General features: G+C 71.5%; 13 protein-coding genes. 5 read left to right on the top strand and 8 right to left on the bottom strand.

Features of this window, described 5'->3' with window-relative positions; genetic code table 11:
• Positions 1-27 precede the first annotated feature (27 nt).
• A complete protein-coding gene (locus EDD39_RS06920; protein ID WP_123554038.1) occupies positions 28-1,467 on the bottom strand; it encodes an acyltransferase family protein in 1,440 nt (479 codons plus the stop codon).
• 143 nt (positions 1,468-1,610) lie between these two features.
• A complete protein-coding gene (gene dnaB / locus EDD39_RS06915) occupies positions 1,611-4,277 on the bottom strand; it encodes a replicative DNA helicase (protein ID WP_244256626.1) in 2,667 nt (888 codons plus the stop codon).
• 442 nt (positions 4,278-4,719) lie between these two features.
• Between dnaB and EDD39_RS06910 the strand changes: the two genes are divergently transcribed.
• A complete protein-coding gene (locus EDD39_RS06910; RefSeq protein ID WP_123554036.1) occupies positions 4,720-6,072 on the top strand; it encodes an MATE family efflux transporter in 1,353 nt (450 codons plus the stop codon).
• 73 nt (positions 6,073-6,145) lie between these two features.
• Here EDD39_RS06910 and rplI read toward each other — a convergent pair whose 3' ends face one another.
• The 4 genes from rplI to rpsF all read right to left on the bottom strand — a co-directional run bounded on the left by rplI (position 6,146) and on the right by rpsF (position 7,906).
• On the bottom strand, positions 6,146-6,592 hold the full coding sequence (gene rplI, locus EDD39_RS06905) for a 50S ribosomal protein L9 (RefSeq protein WP_030457604.1): 447 nt from the start codon (positions 6,590-6,592) through the stop codon (positions 6,146-6,148).
• Positions 6,593-6,609: 17 nt separating this feature from the next.
• Positions 6,610-6,846 (bottom strand): 30S ribosomal protein S18, encoded by a 237-nt coding sequence (gene rpsR, locus EDD39_RS06900; protein WP_030457605.1) that lies wholly within the window; start codon positions 6,844-6,846, stop codon positions 6,610-6,612.
• A gap of 68 nt (positions 6,847-6,914) precedes the next feature.
• Positions 6,915-7,514, bottom strand: coding sequence for a single-stranded DNA-binding protein (locus tag EDD39_RS06895; protein ID WP_123554033.1), 600 nt, complete (start codon positions 7,512-7,514; stop codon positions 6,915-6,917).
• A gap of 101 nt (positions 7,515-7,615) precedes the next feature.
• A complete protein-coding gene (gene rpsF / locus EDD39_RS06890; RefSeq protein ID WP_030457607.1) occupies positions 7,616-7,906 on the bottom strand; it encodes a 30S ribosomal protein S6 in 291 nt (96 codons plus the stop codon).
• Positions 7,907-8,142: 236 nt separating this feature from the next.
• On the opposite strand from rpsF, the gene EDD39_RS06885 reads away from it, so the two are divergent.
• The 3 genes from EDD39_RS06885 to EDD39_RS06875 all read left to right on the top strand — a co-directional run bounded on the left by EDD39_RS06885 (position 8,143) and on the right by EDD39_RS06875 (position 10,896).
• Positions 8,143-8,463, top strand: a complete 321-nt coding sequence (locus tag EDD39_RS06885; protein ID WP_123554032.1) for a hypothetical protein — start codon at positions 8,143-8,145, stop codon at positions 8,461-8,463.
• 188 nt (positions 8,464-8,651) lie between these two features.
• Positions 8,652-9,770, top strand: a complete 1,119-nt coding sequence (locus tag EDD39_RS06880) for a lipid II:glycine glycyltransferase FemX (RefSeq protein ID WP_123554030.1) — start codon at positions 8,652-8,654, stop codon at positions 9,768-9,770.
• Between the two features lie 94 nt (positions 9,771-9,864).
• Positions 9,865-10,896, top strand: coding sequence for an alanine racemase (locus tag EDD39_RS06875; RefSeq protein ID WP_123554028.1), 1,032 nt, complete (start codon positions 9,865-9,867; stop codon positions 10,894-10,896).
• A 93-nt stretch (positions 10,897-10,989) separates the two neighbouring features.
• On the opposite strand, the gene EDD39_RS06870 is transcribed toward EDD39_RS06875, so the two are convergent.
• Positions 10,990-12,552, bottom strand: a complete 1,563-nt coding sequence (locus tag EDD39_RS06870; RefSeq protein ID WP_123560182.1) for a glycosyltransferase family 87 protein — start codon at positions 12,550-12,552, stop codon at positions 10,990-10,992.
• Between the two features lie 103 nt (positions 12,553-12,655).
• A complete protein-coding gene (locus EDD39_RS06865) occupies positions 12,656-15,406 on the bottom strand; it encodes a transglycosylase domain-containing protein (protein WP_244256625.1) in 2,751 nt (916 codons plus the stop codon).
• A 296-nt stretch (positions 15,407-15,702) separates the two neighbouring features.
• On the opposite strand from EDD39_RS06865, the gene EDD39_RS06860 reads away from it, so the two are divergent.
• Positions 15,703-16,365, top strand: a complete 663-nt coding sequence (locus tag EDD39_RS06860; RefSeq protein ID WP_123554026.1) for a PadR family transcriptional regulator — start codon at positions 15,703-15,705, stop codon at positions 16,363-16,365.
• The last annotated feature ends 4 nt before the right edge of the window (positions 16,366-16,369 follow it).

The raw sequence follows: 16,369 nt of genomic DNA, 5'->3' as shown, positions 1-16,369 counted from the left end.
ACGCCCCGCCCCGGGAGGGGGCGGTGCTCAGTCCGTCCGCGTTCCCCCGCCGCCCGGGGCCGAGCCGGTCAGCGCCGGCTCGGCCGCCGCAGGAGCCGCAGCGGCGGCCGGGGCGGCGGCCGGGGCCGGGAGCTGCGCCGGCCGCTCCAGCGACTGCGGAGGCCAGCGGCGGTTCATCGCCTTGGTCAGCTTCCGGCCCAGGTTCTGGAACGGCACCTCCACCAGCCGGTACACCACCCAGCAGACCGCCAGCAGCACCGCGACGTACCCGGCCACCCAAGACCAGCGCTCGGCGAACGGCATCGCGGCCAGCTTGTTGTAGTAGTAGTTGCTGTCCCAGCCGAGCTGCCACAGCAGGAACCGCTTCACCGGCCAGTGCAGCAGGTACACCGAGAAGCTCACCGCGCCCAGCCAGGTCATCACCCGCGGCAGCCGCTTGTTGCGCAGCAGGAAGAACAGTCCGAACGACGCCCACGCCCCCAGGTACGCGTAGGACCAGGCCGGCCAGGTGAAGGTCGCGGTCGCCCGCCCCATCGCGTCCCGGTTGTACATCCAGCCCACCAGGGCGCCCGCCGCCACCACGAACCCGACGGTCAGCCAGGCTTCGATCCGCTCGATCTGCCCGTGCTGCGCGCGGTAGATCACCGTTCCCGCGAACATCGTCGCCAGGATGGTGAAGGTCTCGTACGCGGGCGTCCGGCCGTTGGTGAACACCAGCAGCAGGCCGAACCCGCCCAGCAACAGGCCGCCGATCCGGGCCAGCGCCGCGTTGCCGCTGAGCATGCAGACCAGGCCCGCGACGACGATGAGCACGGCCGCGGCCACCAGGTGCTGGAGCTCCGGCAGGGTGTGGGTCAGGCTGTACGACGGGACCCACACGCCCAGGACGAGCGCGATGCCGCCCGCCGTCACGGAGATCATCGAGCTGCGCCGGTGCCAGGCCACCGTGAAGAGACTGCTGACGAAGAAGTAGAAGAGCATCTCGTACGTGAGCGTCCAGGAGATGCCGAGCGCGTTGACGACGCCGAGCATGTCCGACAGCATCAGGCCGTTGCCCGCCAGCCAGAGCTTGTCGTGCCCGTAGCCGTCGAAGGTGAGCACCTGGTAGTCGTGCGGCAGCAGGAACTCGGCGAGCAGCATGCTCACGATCAGCGCCGGGTAGATCCGGAAGATCCGGCCGATCCAGAAGGCGCGGACGTCACCGCGGCGCTCCAGAGAGGCCGGGATGATGTACCCGCTGACGATGAAGAACGCGATGACCCCGTAGAAGCCGAGGTCGAAGTGCGCGGCTATGGTGCCGCCGTAGGGGATCAGCCGCATGATCTCGAAGTGGTGGGCCGCCACGGCCAGCGCGGCGATCCCCCGCAGCGCGTCCAGCCAGCCCAGCCGGCTCCCCGCTGCGGCGGCGCGCTCTCCCCGCCCCGCCCGCCGGGCCCCCCAGCGAGTCAGCAATCCCTTGGTCGTCATTCGCCGGAGACTAACCCATACGAAGCGTCCGCTCCCGGCCGGGGTCCGGATGCACTTTCCGGCCCCGACCTGCGGCCCGCCGGTCGCGTACCGCTGTGCAGCCGGCCCCGGGGACCGTGCGGCGAGATGCGCGGACCTACGGGTCAGGTCACGTCCCTGGTCATGTCGACGAAGCGCGAGTAGTGGCCCTGGAAGGCCACGGTGATGGTCGCGGTGGGGCCGTTGCGGTGCTTGGCGACGATCAGGTCGGCCTCGCCGGCCCGCGGGGACTCCTTCTCGTAGGCGTCCTCGCGGTGCAGCAGGATCACCATGTCGGCGTCCTGCTCGATCGAGCCGGACTCGCGCAGGTCGGAGACCATCGGCTTCTTGTCGGTGCGCTGCTCGGGGCCTCGGTTCAGCTGGGAGAGCGCGATCACCGGGACCTCCAGCTCCTTCGCCAGCAGCTTGAGGTTCCGGGACATGTCCGAGACCTCCTGCTGGCGGCTCTCGGCCCGCCGCGAGCCGCCGGACTGCATCAGCTGCAGGTAGTCGATGACCACCAGCCGCAGGTCGTTGCGCTGCTTGAGCCGCCGGCACTTGGCCCGGATCTCCATCATCGACAGGTTCGGCGAGTCGTCGATGTACAGCGGCGCGGCGCTCACCTCGGGCATCCGCCGGGCCACCCGGGTCCAGTCGTCGTCCGTCATGTTCCCCGACCGCATGTGGTGCAGGGCCACCCGGGCCTCCGCGGACAGCAGGCGCATGGCGATCTCGTTGCGGCCCATTTCGAGCGAGAAGATCACGCTCGGCAGGTTGTTGTGGATCGAGCAGGCCCGCGCGAAGTCCAGCGCGAGGGTCGAGTTGTGAGTGGGCACCATCGACCGGGTGGCCAGGTACAGGTGGTCGGGGTTGTCGACCTCGACGCACCGGACGCGCACGCTGTCGACCTCGCGGACGTCGACCACGTAGCGCTGCCGGAGCCTCGGGGTGGCCGGGCGCCGGCGCTCGGCGTGGACAACCCGCTCGCGCGCCGGCCCGAAGACCTCGCCGGTCGGGGTGAAGGTGACGGTCCAGACCGTCGGGGACTCCTCGGACCGGCCGTTGACCCGCTCGGTGGCGACGTCGCACCGGTGGCCCAGGCCCACGACCAGGTCGCGGAAGCCCTCGGCGAGCTCCCGGTTCGCCACCGCGAACTGCACCGAGCCGGTGGCGCTGACGGTGCCGTCGGTGTCCAGCAGCCCGGCCAGCAGGGCCCGCCGCTGGGCGACGGAGCCGCGCAGGTAGGCCGCCGGGACGTGCTTGCGCCCGAGCACGCCCAGCTCGCGCAGGGCGGCCGCGCAGGCCCGCTCGGAGGTCTCGGGTTCCGCCGCGCCGTGGCACAGCGCGTAGGTCGGGGTGTCGCCGATCCGCCGCGCCGTCAGGCCGTCCGCGGCGAGGCGCTCCAGCACCTCCGGGTCGGTGGTGGTGATCCGGGCGGCGTCGGTGTGGCCGCCGCCCAGCCAGGCGCCGAGGGCGTAGGGCGGGATCGGGAGGTCCTGCTCGGGCAGGTCGAGCGCGGCGGTGTTGCGCACCGAGTGGTTGGCGCGGCCGTCCGAGGTGTCGCAGCGCAGGGTGGCCGCGATCTCCTTGGTGGTGACGACCCGTCCGCTCCCGCCGGCGCGGCGGACCGCCCGGGTCTCGGTCAGCCACTGGTGGTCGGCGTCGGCGATCACGGTGGTGCCGTCGTCGAAGCAGACCTCGTAGCAGGGCCGGCCGGTCATCACCTCGGTGGCGGCGACCACCCGGGTGGGCCGGCCGTCGGCGTCGAGCAGCAGGTCGCCCACGGCGACCCCGCCCATGGTGGTCCAGCCGTCCGGGGTGGGCAGCGGGGTGTCCAGGGCGAGCGCCTTGCCCATCGCCGGGCGGGCCGCGATGACGATCATCTGGCCGGGGTGCAGGCCGTTGGTGAGCTGGTCGAAGTCGGCGAAGCCGGTGGGGACGCCGGACATCTGGCCGGAGCGGGAGCCGATCGCCTCGATCTCGTCGAGGGCGCCCTCCATGATGTCGGCGAGCGGGGCGTAGTCCTCGTTGGTGCGCTGCTCGGTGACGGCGTAGATCTCGGCCTGGGCGGCGTTGACGATGTCGTCGACGTCGCCCTCGGCGGCGTAGCCCATGCCGGCGATCCGGGTGCCGGCCTCGACCAGGCGGCGCAGCACGGCGCGCTCGTGGACGATCTCGGCGTAGTACTCGGCGTTGGCCGCGGTGGGGACGGAGTTGACCAGGGTGTGCAGGTAGGAGGGGCCGCCGACGCGGGCGAGCTCGCCGCGCTTGGTAAGCTCGCCCGCCACGGTGATCGGGTCGGCGGGCTCGCCGCGGGCGTAGAGGTCGAGGATCGCGCCGTGGATCAGCTCGTGGGCGGGGCGGTAGTAGTCGGCGGGCTTGAGCACCTCGACGACGTCCGCGATGGCGTCCTTGGAGAGCAGCATGCCGCCGAGCACGGACTGTTCGGCCGCCAGGTCCTGCGGGGGGACCCGCTCGAAGCCCTCGCCGCCGCCGAAGCCCGGCTCGCGCTCGCCGTCCCGGTCGCGGCGTTCGCCCTTGCCGGGGAAGCGGTCGCCGCCCTTGCCGCCGTCCCGCCGCTGGAAGCCGCCACCGCCACCGCCGCTGCTGCCGCCGCTGCCGGAGCCGGAGCCCGAACCCTCGCGGCCCGCCGGGGTGTTCGCCCGGCGGGAGACCGGCAGGCGGTCGCCCGGCACGTCGGGGAAGGAGTCCAGCGGGAAGGCGTCGTCGGACGGCTGCCAGTCGTCCTCCGGCGGCGGGGCGTCCTGGTCGTCGTACTGGGGGCCGGTCACGCGTGTTCCCCGTTCAGCGAGCGGTGCGAGTGGGAGCGGGCCTGTCCGGTGACGTACCGACTTCGGCGCCTGTCCTTCTTACGGTACCGATCCGACAGGGCCCGCCCCGCGCGGGTCGGTGCTGAGCGGCCGCCGGGCCGGGTCCGCGGGGCGGTGGGCGGGGCCGACGGGCGGGGAAGGTTATCCACAGGGCATGTGGATAACCGTCCGCAGCCTGTGGAGAACTCCGCCAAAGCTGTGCACAACCCTGTGGATAACCATCCAATCGCCCCAATGTCAACTCGCTGACCTGGGACTACTCCCCGTTTAGCCTGTGCATGAGAAATTCTTCACACGACCAGGACCGCCACCGAAGAGGTGTTCGACACACTCTCCGTCCACAGCCTCAGTAAGTGGCGCAGGACACCTACAGCCATTACCTGTGGATGAGTAGGCTGAGCCCATGCCCGCCCCCGGACCACCCGCCGCCAGACCGCCCGCCGCCGAACGCCGCCGCCACGACCGGGAGATCCTCGCCCTGGCCCTCCCGGCCTTCGGCGCCCTGGTCGCCGAACCGCTGTTCCTGATGGCCGACTCGGCGATCGTCGGCCACCTCGGCACCGCCCAGCTCGCCGGCCTGGGCGTCGCCTCCGCCGCGCTCACCACCGTGGTCGGAGTGTTCGCCTTCCTCGCGTACGCCACCACCGCCGCGGTGGCCCGCCGGATCGGGGCCGGCGACCGGCGGGCCGCCGTCCAGCAGGGCATCGACGGGATCTGGCTGGCGCTGCTGCTCTCGGCCGGCCTGGTGGCGCTCACCCTGCTGCTCGCCCCGCAGGCCGCCCGGCTGCTCGGCGCCTCCGCCACCGCCGAGCCGTACGCGGTCACCTACCTGCGGATCAGCGCGCTCGGGGTGCCCGCGATGCTGCTGGTGCTGGCCGCCACCGGCGTGCTGCGCGGCTTCCAGGACACCCGCACCCCGCTGCTGGTGGCGATCGGCGGGTTCACCGCCAACCTGCTGCTCAACCTCGGCCTGGTCTACGGTGCCGGCCTCGGCGTGGCCGGCTCCGCCTGGGGCACCGTGATCGCGCAGAACGCGATGGCCGCGGTCTACGTCGCGGTGGTGGTCCGCGGCGCCCGCCGGGAGGGCGCGACGCTGCGGCCGGACGCCGCCGGGATCCGCGCCTCGGCCCGGGCCGGCGGCCCGCTGCTGGTGCGCACCCTGAGCCTGCGCGCGGTGCTGCTGCTGGCCACCGCGGTGGCCGCGCACCTGGGCGACGCCGAGGTGGCGGCCCATCAGATCACCATGACCGTCTGGTCCTTCGTGGCCTTCGCGCTGGACGCGGTGGCGATCGCCGGGCAGGCGATCATCGGCCGCTACCTGGGGGCCGGCGACCTGCCGGGCACCCGGGCGGCGACCCGGCGGATGGTCGAGTGGGGCCTGGGCGCGGGCGTGCTGTTCGGGCTGCTGATGGTGCTCGGCCGGCCGCTGTACGTCCCGCTGTTCAGCTCCGACCCGGCCGTCCGGCACCAGTTGTCCACCGCGCTGCTGCTGGCCGCGCTGACCCAGCCGGTGGGCGGGCTGGTGTTCGTGCTGGACGGCGTGCTGATGGGCGCGGGCGACGGCCGCTACCTGGCCTGGGCGATGCTGGCCACCCTGCTGCTGTTCGTTCCGGCCGCGCTGGCGGTGCCCGCGCTGGGCCTGGGGCTGGCCGGGCTGTGGTGGGCGATGAACCTGTTCATGCTGAGCCGGGCCGCGTTCCTGGTCGGCCGGGTGCGCACCGGCCACTGGATGGTCACCGGCGCCGTCCGCGCCTGAGCGGCCGGGAGAACGGCCGGAGGGCCGGACCCCGTGACGGGGTCCGGCCCTCCGGACTGCGTTACTGCTGCGCTCAGGCGGCGACGACGTTGACGTCGAGGTTGGCCTGGACGTCGGAGTGCAGCTTCACCGAGACCTTGTGGGTGCCCACGGTCTTGATCGGCGAGGCGATCGCGACGGCGCGCTTGTCCACGGCCGGGCCGCTGGCGGCCTTGATGGCCTCCACGACGTCGGCCTGGGTCACCGAGCCGAACAGGCGGCCGGCGTCGCCGGAGCGGACGGCCAGCTTGACCTGAAGGCCCTCGAGCTTGGCCTTGACCTCGTTGGCGGCCTCGAGGGTCTGGATGGCGTGGATCTTCCGGGCGCGACGGATGGCGTCGACGTCCTTCTGCCCGCCCTTGGTCCAGCGGATGGCGAAGCCGCGCGGGACCAGGAAGTTGCGGGCGTAGCCGTCCTTGACCTCGACGACCTCGCCGGCGCTGCCGAGGCCGGGGACCTCGTGAGTGAGGATGATCTTCATTGTTCGGTCACCCTCTCTTAGCGCGTGGTGGAGGTGTAGGGCAGCAGCGCCATCTCACGGCTGTTCTTCACGGCCGTGGCGACGTCACGCTGGTGCTGGGTGCAGTTGCCGGTGACCCGGCGGGCACGGATCTTGCCGCGGTCGGAAATGAACTTCCGCAGCAGGTTCGTGTCCTTGTAGTCCACGTAAGTGGCCTTGTCCTTGCAGAAGACGCAAACCTTCTTCTTCGGCTTGCGAGCAGGCGGCTTCGCCATTGTGTGCTCCGTTGAGTACGAGATCTGTCAGCGTTTCCGGGCCCGCGGGGGGCACGGCCAAGCACCGCTTAGAACGGGGGTTCTTCCGAGTAGCCGCCGCCGGAGTTCCCACCCCAGCTGCCGCCGCCACCCTGGTTGCCGGACGAGGGGGCGCTGGACGCCCACGGGTCGTCGGACGGGCCCTGGTTGCCGCCGCCGGAGTTTCCACCCCAGTTGCCGCCGCCCTGGTTGCCGCCGCCGGAGTAGCCGCCGCCACCCTGCTGGCCGCCACCGAAGCCACCGCCGCCGCCGGGACCGCCGGAGCGGTTGGCGCGGGTGACCTTGGCGGTCGCCGAGCGCAGGCTCGGGCCGACCTCATCGACCTCGACCTCGAAGACCGTCCGCTTCTCGCCTTCCTTGGTCTCGTAAGACCGCTGGCGCAGTCGGCCCTGCACGATCACGCGCATGCCGCGCTGCAGCGACTCGGCCACGTTCTCCGCCGGCTGACGCCAGACGTTGCACGTGAGGAAGAGGCTCTCGCCGTCCTTCCACTCGTTGGTCTGGCGGTCGAAGGTGCGCGGGGTGGACGCGATACGGAACTTGGCCACCGCGGCACCCGACGGGGTGAAGCGCAGCTCGGGGTCGTCGACGAGGTTGCCGACGAGGGTGATGACGGTCTCGCCTGCCATGTGGTGATGACCTCTCGGAAAGGAGTTCTGCGGTGCTCGTCAGCGGTGTTCCACGTGGAACACCGGACGTGAGCCCTCCGGCGCGGACGCCGGAAGTGGACTCAGTGGGTGTCCGGGCGCAGGACCTTGGTCCGCAGAACCGACTCGCTCAGGCTGAACTGGCGGTCGAGCTCCTTGACGACCTCGGGCGTGGCCTTGAGGTCGATGACCGAGTAGATGCCCTCGGACTGCTTGTTGATCTCGTACGCCAGGCGACGACGACCCCAGGTGTCGACCTTCTCAACCTTGCCGCCGCTGGTGCGGACGACGTTGAGGAAGCTCTCGATCAGGGGGGAGACAGCGCGCTCCTCGACCGAGGGGTCGAGGATGACCATCACCTCGTAGTGACGCATGTGTAACCCACCTCCTTTGGACTCAACGGCCACGGCGTTTCCGTGGCAGGAGGGTTGTGCGCGTCAGCACTGGTCTTCCGGGCATGCGAGCACGCCTCTACACCAGTGCAGAGGGGCCAGCCTACCGGGTCAGCCGACCGGCGGACAAAACAGTTGGCTCCCGGGGTTGTCACTTCGGTCACAACGGCCGCAACCTGGACAGAACGAACGTTCCCTCCCCCAGGAGGTGGGTCCCCATGGCACAGGCCGCACCCAGGCCGCAGCACCACCGGCCGCAGTTCACCCTCAACACCGACGGACACCCGCACCCGCGGGAGAACGCCCTGGTCGGCGTGACCGTCCTGCTCGGCGCGATCGCCTTCGTCACCTCGTTCTTCCACAACCTGCACCTCCTGACCTCGTGGACCGGCCTGTTCGGCGTGCTCACGGGGCTGGTGGGCCTGTTCTTCTCGGTGACCACCGCCGAGCGCTTCGCCGTCGTCATCGGCACCGGCGCGGCCGCGTTCGGCCTCTTCCTCGGAGTGGCGCACGGCGGCCTGTTCGGGGGCGTGTGGTGACGGCACCCGGGCGCGGGACGGGATGAACCCGCCGCCCGGTGCGCAACCCCCGGTGCCCTCCCGACGTAGTACCTGTACCAGCGGGTGCGAACGGGGGGCATCACCATGTCGGATCGGTTCCCGGTCGAATCGGACCATTCGGGCGATAGGGTCACCTTGGACGGATCCGACGAGGAGGAGCACCGAGCATGAGCCTGCGGCTGCGGACGATCACGCGCGAGGAACACCTGGCTTTCGTGCAGAGCCGGCCCTCGGCCAGCCACATGCAGGTGCCCTCCTGGGCCGACGTGAAGGCGGAGTGGCGCGCGGAGAGCCTGGGCTGGTTCGACCCGGCCGGCGAGCTGGTCGGCGCCGGGCTGGTGCTCTACCGCCAGCTGCCCAAGGTGAAGCGGTACCTGGCGTACCTGCCGGAGGGCCCGGTGATCGACTGGTTCGACCAGGACCTCGACCGCTGGCTCAAGCCGATGCTGGCGCACCTGAAGTCGCAGGGCGCGTTCTCGGTGAAGATGGGCCCGCCGGTGGTGGTGCGCCGCTGGGAGGCGCCCACCATCAAGGAGGCGATCGCCGGCCGGCAGGCCAAGCGGCTGCGCGACCTCGAACCCGACTTCACCGAGCCCCGCGCCCTGGAGACCGCCGAGCGGCTGCGCCGGGCCGGCTGGCTGCAGGGCGAGGACGGCGGCGCCGGCTTCGGCGACGTCCAGCCCCGGTACGTGTTCCAGGTGCCGCTGGGCGGCCGCTCGCTGGACGACGTGCAGCGCGGCTTCAACCAGCTGTGGCGGCGCAACATCAAGAAGGCCGAGAAGAGCGGCGTCGAGGTGGTCCAGGGCGGCTACGAGGACCTCGCGGTCTTCCACAAGCTGTACGTGGTCACCGCCGAGCGCGACCACTTCACCCCCCGGCCGCTCTCCTACTTCCAGCGGATGTGGACCTCCCTCACCGCCGAGGACCCGAACCGGATGCGGCTCTACCTCGCCTACCACGACGGCGAGCCGCTGGCCGCCACCACGATGCTGGTGGTCGGCGAGCACGTCTGGTACTCCTACGGCGCCTCGGCCAACCACAAGCGCGAGGTCAAGCCGTCCAACGCGATCCAGTGGCGGATGATCCGGGACTCCTACGCGCTCGGCGCGAGCGTCTACGACCTGCGCGGGATCAGCGACACCCTGGACGAGGAGGACCACCTGTTCGGGCTGATCCAGTTCAAGGTCGGCACCGGCGGCCAGGCCGCGGAGTACCTCGGCGAGTGGGACTACCCGCTCAACAAGCTCCTGCACAAGGCGCTCGACCTCTACATGTCGCGCCGGTGAACCACCCGCCGGTGCGCCGCCCGGCACTGCGCCGCCCGGCACCGCGCCGCCGCCCGCCACGGCGCCACCTGAAGAACACCACGGGGAGAACGCGATGACCTTGACGATGTACGTGGACACCGACCGCTGGCGGGCGCACCAGCGCGGCCTGCTGGCCGAGTTCGGCGGGCTCGTACCGGTCGCCAAGGGCAACGGGTACGGCTTCGGCAACGCCCGGCTGGCCGCCGAGGCCGCCCGGCTGGGCGTCCCGATGCTGGCGGTGGGCACCGCGGACGAGGCGGCGGCGGTGGCCGGCGACTTCCCCGGCGACCTGCTGGTGCTCACCCCCCACCGCTCCGGCGAGCCCGCGGTCGAGCTGCCCGCCGGGCGGGTGGTGCGCACCGTCGCGCACACCGAGGCGCTGGCCGCGCTGCCCGAGGGGACCAGGGTGGTCGTCGAGTGCATGACCTCGATGCGGCGGCACGGCGTCGCGGTCGGCGAGCTGTCCCGGCTGCCGGTGCGGCACCTGGCGGTGGAGGGCTTCGCGCTGCACCTGCCGCTGGACCGGCCGGACGGCTCCGACCCGGTGGACGAGGTGTCCGGCCTGGTCCGGGCGATCGACGAGGCCGGGCTCCCCACCGGCACCGTCTACCTCAGCCACCTGTCCGCCAAGGACGGGCTGCGGCTGGCCGAACGGCACCCGGACACCGGGTTCCGCTCCCGGATCGGCACCCGGCTGTGGCTCGGCGAGGTGGAGGCGCTCTCCTCCCGCGCCACCGTCCTGGACGTCACCCCGGTCTCCCGCGGCGAGCGCTACGGCTACCGGCAGCACAAGGCCCCCTCCGACGGCCACCTGCTGGTGGCCACCGGCGGCACCGCGCACGGCGTCGGCCTGGAGGCGCCCAAGTACGTGCACGGGGTGCTGCCCCGGGCCAAGGGCCTGGCCCGGGCCGGCCTGGCCACCGTCAACCGGACGCTGTCGCCGTACTCCTGGCAGGGCAAGCAGCTGTGGTTCGCCGAGCCGCCGCACATGCAGGTGTCGATCCTGTTCCTGCCCGGCGAGCTCAAGCCGCCCGCGATCGGCGACGAACTGGCCCTGACCGTCCGGCACACCACCACCCACTTCGACCGGGTGGTCGAGCGCTGAGGCCCCGCCCGGGGCCTCGGCGGACGGAGAAGCCCTGCCCGCCGTGACGGCGGACAGGGCTTCGGCGCGTCCGGGGCCGGAGCGCTCCCCCGGCTACCTGCCGGTCTGCGGCTCGGCGCCGAGCTCGACCACGGGCTCCGGGTCCTTGCTCAGCCAGTCCCCCTGCGGCGCGTACTCGGCGTACGTCTCCGCCTCGCGCAGGCCGCGGGCCGAGCCGAGCACGAAGCGGTCCGGGGCGCCGTCCAGCACGCCGCCCGACGGGTCGTCGCTGCCGTCCCAGCGGACCGGGTCGCGGTCCGGGTAGAGGATGTCTCGGACCACCATGTAGCAGAGGTACAGGGTGCCGACCAGGTGCAGGGCGATGGCGAAGTGGTACCACTCCTGGTCGATTCCGTGGTGCTTGCCGTCCCCGTTGTAGGCCAGGAACGACCAGACGCCGAGGAAGTACAGCACCTCGCAGGCCTGCCAGATCAGGAAGTCGCGCCAGCGCGGCCGGGCCAGCACGGCCAGCGGGATCAGCCAGAGCACGTACTGCGGCGAGTAGACCTTGTTGGTCAGGATGAAAGCCGCCACCACCAGGAAGGCCAGCTGGGCGAAGCGCGGGCGGCGCGGGGCGCTGATCGCCAGCCAGCCGACCGCCAGGCAGCTGAGCACCAGCAGGACCGCGATCCAGGTGTTCAGGGTCTCCAGGTTCTTGCCGTTGCGGAGGCCCTGCATGAGGATCAGCCAGAACGAGCCGTAGTCCTCCTTGCGGGTCTGGCTGAAGCTGTAGAAGGTCAGCCAGCCCTTCCAGTTGGCCAGCATGATCGGCAGGTTGACCACCAGCCAGGCACCGACCGCGCCGCCGAACGCCTGGCCGAACTCCTTCCACTTGCCGGCCCGCAGGCAGAGCACCAGCAGCGGGCCGAGCAGCAGCACCGGGTAGAGCTTGGCGGCGGTCGCCAGACCGATGAAGACGCCCGCCCAGACCGGCCGGGAGCCCGACCAGTAGGCCATCGCCACGGCGGCCAGGGCCACCGCCAGCAGGTCCCAGTTGATGGTGGCGTTCAGCGCCAGGGCCGGGGCCAGCGCGAACAGCAGCGCGTCCCACGGGCGGCGGCGCTGGGCGCGGGAGGTGGCGACCACCGCGACCACGGCGCAGATCATCAGCATGCCCGCGTTGACCATCCAGAACCACTGCTCACGGCTCATCAGGTCGCCGCTGTGGGTGGTCAGCCAGGCCGCGATCTGCATGAACAGACCGGTCAGCACCGGGTACTCCAGGTACTGCATGTCCGGCGAGCCCTGCGGGATCCGGTCCAGGTACGGGTGCAGCCCGTCGGCGAAGCCGCGCCCGGAGAACAGGTGCGGGATGTCGCTGTAACAGGCCTTCGTGTACTGGGTGGTGGCGCCGTGGAACCAGCCGTCGTTGTAGCACGGCGCCTTCTGGAACAGGCCCAGCACGTAGACCGCGATCACGGCCAGCGCGAGGAACTTGGCCGGCGTCCACCAGGACACCCCCAGCAGCGCCCGCCGTCCCGGCGGACCGCCGAACAACTCGCTGCCGGCCTCCGCGACCGGGTCCTCGTCCGCGGGCACCACCACGGTGTTGGGCAGCGGACCGTCGGCCGGCGCGGGGCCGGGCGGCGAGGTCTCGTCACGAAGGCTGGAGGTCATGGCCGACATACTGCCGCACCGCTGTGCGCAATCGAAGAGGGGCACGGGATCGCCCTCGCGATCCGTGCCCCTCTGCGGTGTTTGCCCCGGGATCCGGCGGCCGCTAGCCGGTGGTGGTGCCGCCGGTCTTGCCGGTGGTGGTACCGGTGCCGCCGGCTCCTCCGGCGCCGTTGCCGCCCGTTCCGGTGCCGCCGGCCGCCCCGCCGCTCGGGCTGGAACTGGGGCACAGGCCGAGCAGGCAGGACGGGCTGGAGGACGGGCTGGAGGACGGGCGGCCGGTCGGGCGGCCGGTCGGACGCTGGGACTCGGTCGGCGACGGGTCCGCCGTCTGGGTCGGCGTCTCGGCCGTCGGGGAGGCTTCCACGGTGGCCGAGGCCGAGGCCGAGGTCGAGGGCGAGGCCGAGGCGGTGGACGGGGCGCCGGAGGAGTCGACCTCCTGGCCCCAGGGGGTCGGTGCGGTGAAGTTCTTCGGGTTGCCCGGGCCGATGATCTTCATGTAGCGGGTGAAGATCTCGGTCGGGAAGTCACCACCGTGGATCTCGCTCTTGCCGCCGGTGCCGTCCAGCGACTCCAGACCGGTCTGCTTGGCCACGTCCTCGCGCCACATGCTGACCGAGGTGGTCAGGCTCGGGGTGTAGCCGATCCACCAGGCCGACTTGCTCTTGTCGGTGGTGCCGGTCTTGCCGGCCACCGGGAAGCCCAGCTCCGCGGTCTTGCTGCCGGTGCCGTTCTTCGCCACGTTCTGCAGCACGTCGGTGATGTTGTCGGCGACCTGCGGGTCCAGCACCGTCTTCAGCGCCGGCCTGTCGAAGTTCGGCAGGTCCTTGCCGCGGAACTGCACCGCGGTCACCGAGTACGGGTCGGCCTGCTGGCCGTGCGCCGGGAACACCGAGTAGGCCGCGGCCATCCGGATCGCGCTCGGCGTCGAGGTGCCCAGCGGGAGGGTCAGCGTGTTGGCGGGCGACAGGGTCTTGTCGTCGTGCAGGCCGAACTTCACCGCCATCGCGCGCACCTTGTCGCCGCCGACGTCCTGGCCGAGCTGCACGAACGGCACGTTGTACGACCACTGCATGGCCGTCCGCAGCGTCACGTACCCCTTCTTGCCGGGGTCGCTGTTGCGCTGGTGGTACGGCTGGCCGTCGTCGCCGATCGCCTTGCTGCCGTCGGCGCGGTAGATCTGCGCCATGTCGTCGGCCAGGTAGCGGGAGTCCTGGTTGATCTGGACCGGCTTGCCGTCCGGGCCGTTCTTGGTGAGCACGCCCTCCTGCATCGCGGTCGCCAGCACGATCGGCTTGAAGGTCGAGCCGACCGGGACGCCGGCCGCGTCGGCGTTATTGGTGAAGTGGCCGTTCTCGACGCCGGGGCCGCCGTAGATGGCCACGATCGCGCCGTCGCCGGGCACCACCGAGGCCGCGCCGATCTGGACGTTGCGGTCCAGCTCCTTGTTGGCCGGGTCCAGTCTGGCCGCCTCGAAGTCGTCGACCGCCTTCTTCATGGCGTCGACCTTGTCCTTCTGGAAGGTGGTGTGGATCTGGTAGCCGCCGCGGTCCAGGGCCGCCGTGGTGATGCTCGAGTCCTTGCTGGTCACGTACTGCTTGGCGGTCTCGACCAGGTATGAGATCTCACCGGTGGTCTTGGTGGCGGTCTTCGCGTCGATCGGCTCGGGGAAGTCCTTGCACTTGGCCCGCTCGTCGGCGGACAGCACCTTGGTGGTGACCATCCGGTCCAGGATCCAGTTCCAACGGCCCACCATGCGCTCGTGGTTGGCCGGGCCCAGGCTCGGGTCGAAGAGGCCCGCGCCCTTGAGCAGGCCGGCCAGCATGGCGCCCTGGCAGACGTCGATCTTGCTGGCGTCCACGCCGTAGTAGGCCTGCGCGGCGGCCTGGATGCCGGTGGCGCCGCGGCCGAACCAGCTGGTGTTCAGGTAGCCGGTGAGGATCTGGTCCTTGGTCTTCTCACCGTTGACCTTCAGGGTGATGAAGAATTCCTTGGCCTTGCGGGAGAGCGTCTGGTCCTGCGACAGGTAGACGTTCTTGACGTACTGCTGGGTGATGGTCGAACCGCCCTGGGTCTCGCCGCCGGTGGCCATCTTGTAGACGGCGCGGGCGATGCCCTTCGGGTCGATGCCGGAGTCGGTGCGGAAGGTGTCGTTCTCCGCCGCGATGACCGCGTCCTGCGCCGGGCGGCTGATCTGCGAGAGCTCCACCAGCTGCTGGTTCTCGTTGCCGGTGCGGGCCATCTCGGTGCCGTCGGCCCAGTAGAAGACGTTGCTCTGGATCTGCAGCGGGGTCTTCTCGTCCGGCACCTGGACCATCGCGTACGCGGCGCCGACGGCGGCCACGCCACCGCCGAAGAAGATCAGGAACAGGCTCAGCACCTGCTTCCAGGACGGCATCCAGCGCCGGAAGCCGGACTTGCCGAACCGCGGGTAGTCGATCATCCGCTTCTTGCCCGGCCGGCCGCCCTGGCCGGCGCCGCGGCCGCTCGGCGGCCCGCCCGCGCTGCCGCCGCCGCCCTTGCGGGACTGCTTGCGCATCTCCGCCCGGGTCAGCCGGGGCTGCTCGGCGGTCTCCCGGGCGGCCCTCCGGCCGCCCTGGCCGGGCACCTGACCGGAGCCCTGACCGGGGCCTCCCGGAGCACCGGCGCGCCCGGGCCCGCCGGAGCGGCCGGGCGTGGCGGCGCGGCTCGGGGTCGCGGCCCGGCCGGGCCCGGCGGCCCGACCCGGAGCACCGGAACCGTACTCGGGTGCGCCCTCGACCGGGTTCCCGTACGCGTACGGCCGTTCCGGGTCGGGCCTCCGCGGTGGCTGCTGCTCGCCTCCGGGGTTGGCCGACCTGCGCCGGTGTTCGCTCATCTCTCCGCAGCTCCTCGGTCAGGGTGCACAGGCGAAAGAGTACGGCTCCCCGAAAGCCGCCTAATCGGGCATTGGAAGCCAACCGGGACGAACCGACCGGGATTCATTACACGCCCGTTGCCCAGGGGCCTTGTGATTCCAGTTACGCGTGCCCCCCTTGCTCCTGCCGTGACCCAGGGTTACTGTTGCCGATATATCGAGCCGATACATCGGCGCGACACATCGGTTCGGCATACACTGCCGGACCGGGGCCCGCATCCGGCGAGCAGGAACCCTCACGGAAGGAGGAAGGCGGTATGAGCCGACGCTCCGGCGTCCTCGAATTCGCCGTCCTCGGCCTGCTCCACGACGCGCCCATGCACGGGTACGAGCTGCGCAAGCGGCTCAACGTCCTGCTGGGCTCGTTCCGGGCCTTCTCGTACGGAACGCTCTACCCCTGCCTGAAGAGCCTGGTCGCCCAGGGCTTCCTGGTGGAGGACAACCCGGACGTCGAGTACGTCCCGGCCACCGCCCTCAACGGCAAGCGGTCGAAGATCGTCTACCGGCTCTCCCCCGAGGGCAAGGAGCGCTTCGAGGAACTGCTCGCCGAATCCGGTCCGGACGCCTGGGAGGACGAGCACTTCGGCGTCCGCTTCGCCTTCTTCGGCCAGACCGACCGGGCGGTCCGGATGCGCGTGCTCGAAGGCCGCCGCAGCCGGTTGGAGGAGCGGCTGGAGCGGATGCGCAGCTCCATCTCCCGCACCCGCGAACGCTTCGACGACTACACCCTCGAACTCCAGCGCCACGGCCTGGAGTCGGTGGAGCGCGAGGTCCGCTGGCTCAACGAGCTGATCGAGACCGAGCGCGCCACCAGAACCGGACGCAGCGCCGCGTCCCCGCACACTTCGGACGGCCGTGGCCCGGCCGACGGGTCCTCCGACCCGCCCGGGCCACCGTACGACCGCCCGGGGCGCTCCTGACCGG

It is taken from the genome of Kitasatospora cineracea, assembly GCF_003751605.1.
In the GTDB taxonomy this organism is placed as follows: domain Bacteria; phylum Actinomycetota; class Actinomycetes; order Streptomycetales; family Streptomycetaceae; genus Kitasatospora; species Kitasatospora cineracea.
This window is presented reverse-complemented; position numbering and strand designations above follow the sequence as displayed.

Excerpts from the sequence above, each read along its gene's own strand:
- EDD39_RS06895 (WP_123554033.1), bottom strand. The coding sequence starts at position 7,514 with ATGGCAGGCGAGACCGTCATCACCCTCGTCGGCAACCTCGTCGACGAC.
- EDD39_RS06920 (WP_123554038.1), bottom strand. The coding sequence starts at position 1,467 with ATGACGACCAAGGGATTGCTGACTCGCTGGGGGGCCCGGCGGGCGGGG.
- rpsR (WP_030457605.1), bottom strand. The coding sequence starts at position 6,846 with ATGGCGAAGCCGCCTGCTCGCAAGCCGAAGAAGAAGGTTTGCGTCTTC.
- EDD39_RS06880 (WP_123554030.1), top strand. The coding sequence starts at position 8,652 with ATGAGCCTGCGGCTGCGGACGATCACGCGCGAGGAACACCTGGCTTTC.
- EDD39_RS06870 (WP_123560182.1), bottom strand. The coding sequence starts at position 12,552 with ATGACCTCCAGCCTTCGTGACGAGACCTCGCCGCCCGGCCCCGCGCCG.
- EDD39_RS06910 (WP_123554036.1), top strand. The coding sequence starts at position 4,720 with ATGCCCGCCCCCGGACCACCCGCCGCCAGACCGCCCGCCGCCGAACGC.
- rplI (WP_030457604.1), bottom strand. The coding sequence starts at position 6,592 with ATGAAGATCATCCTCACTCACGAGGTCCCCGGCCTCGGCAGCGCCGGC.
- EDD39_RS06875 (WP_123554028.1), top strand. The coding sequence starts at position 9,865 with ATGACCTTGACGATGTACGTGGACACCGACCGCTGGCGGGCGCACCAG.
- EDD39_RS06865 (WP_244256625.1), bottom strand. The coding sequence starts at position 15,406 with ATGAGCGAACACCGGCGCAGGTCGGCCAACCCCGGAGGCGAGCAGCAG.
- rpsF (WP_030457607.1), bottom strand. The coding sequence starts at position 7,906 with ATGCGTCACTACGAGGTGATGGTCATCCTCGACCCCTCGGTCGAGGAG.
- EDD39_RS06885 (WP_123554032.1), top strand. The coding sequence starts at position 8,143 with ATGGCACAGGCCGCACCCAGGCCGCAGCACCACCGGCCGCAGTTCACC.
- EDD39_RS06860 (WP_123554026.1), top strand. The coding sequence starts at position 15,703 with ATGAGCCGACGCTCCGGCGTCCTCGAATTCGCCGTCCTCGGCCTGCTC.